Source organism: Flavobacterium bomense (genome assembly GCF_003970355.1).
Genome location: NZ_RYDJ01000119.1, coordinates 1 through 1,359, shown reverse-complemented (window position 1 = coordinate 1,359; position 1,359 = coordinate 1). Strand labels below are relative to the sequence as shown.

Here is a 1,359-nt window from a genome sequence, read left to right as displayed (position 1 = left end):
ATTTGAATGGCAATTGTAATGGCAATTGTAATAAATAAATAAAACAGATTAACCTAAATGAGATTGCCGCGTGCCTCGCAATAACAAAAAATGAAAAAATACTTTATTCAAAAATCGCCTTTTGTAGTTCCAACTAATGATGGAAAACTCATCGAAGAGCATCACGGGATTCCAACTACAGACAATCCGGCAATTTCTATTGCGCATATGATTGCACCACCACATTGGAAAGAACCGTTTCAAACCCCAGAATTTGAAGAATACACCTATGTTATTTCTGGTAAAAAACAATTTATAATCGAAGGAGAAACTGTGGTTCTTGAAGCGGGTCAATCTATAAAAATTGAGAAAAATACAAGAGTTCAATACTCGAACCCGTTTGAAGAATCTTGCGAATATATCGCCATTTGCACTCCCGCTTTCGATTTTATGAAAGTGCATCGGGAGGAAGAATAAATTTAACCCTGTCAGGGTTTTGAACCCTGTCAGGGTTAAATTATTTTGGAATGAAAACCAATTTCGTCGAAGTCTTAATAATCTCTTCCTTGTTCAATTTCATTTTTCTGAACTTGCCAGTGTTATACATTTCTGCTTGGTCGTTGTAATGTTTACTGAATGGATTCCCAGATTGGCCAGTAGGCAAAATACTCATACTGTTTTCTATATCCGAAAAATCAATAACTCTTCGGGTGGATGGCCCGCCTTTTACTTGATATTCGCCGGCATTTGTGAAATTAAAAAACAGATTATTAATGACTTCCGTTGAACCTGGAACTTCAAAAGGCCCCACATTAAAGACACTTCTCAAAGCGGCAACTTGACCCAAAGGATGCTGATGTTCCAGTGTGTGAACTCTGTTCCAAGTCCAGGAATCCACTTCTTTTCCCAATTGATTTTCAAGTGCAGATATTGCTTCGTGAAAGGATTTATTTAGAATTTCTGTTCTGGTTTCTTTTTTATTTTTTGTAGCAACATCATCCCACCAAATGGAACTTTCGTTTCTGCTTTGCGGTTCAATAATTTGTTTGACAATATGTGTACTCAAAAGCATATTAAAATCCGTTTCGCCCAATTCATCTTGAAAGGTGTTTTTCAAATAATTGTATATCCATTTCTGATAAATTGTTGGCGCAATATCTTTTAAATTATTGGAACCATTCCATTTTTTTAAAATCGAAATTGCTTGTTTTTCGCTACTCGAAAAAGCTTTAGAATCTAATGCAGATATTAAATTGGTCGCAATACTTGGCGTAATCGAAGACGTATTATCATTCAACATTTCTCCTACTTCTTTTTTTGTCCAATTATTTTTGGGTTGCAACAAACTCGAAATTCTTTTGGCCCTATCTTGTGGCAAAT

The 1,359-nt window shown here is 35.5% G+C and carries 2 protein-coding genes; one reads left to right on the top strand and one right to left on the bottom strand.

Features of this window, described 5'->3' with window-relative positions; genetic code table 11:
• Positions 1-90: 90 nt before the first annotated feature.
• Positions 91-456: a cupin domain-containing protein gene (locus EKL98_RS16040; protein WP_126563150.1), complete on the top strand. Its 366-nt coding sequence runs from the start codon at positions 91-93 to the stop codon at positions 454-456.
• A gap of 40 nt (positions 457-496) precedes the next feature.
• Here EKL98_RS16040 and EKL98_RS16035 read toward each other — a convergent pair.
• The coding region (locus tag EKL98_RS16035) for a penicillin acylase family protein (RefSeq protein WP_148104444.1) at positions 497-1,359 on the bottom strand (863 nt) is incomplete at its 5' end.

What these genes read in the sequence shown, in the direction of transcription:
- EKL98_RS16040 (WP_126563150.1), top strand. Translation starts at nt 91, where the DNA reads ATGAAAAAATACTTTATTCAAAAATCGCCTTTTGTAGTTCCAACTAAT.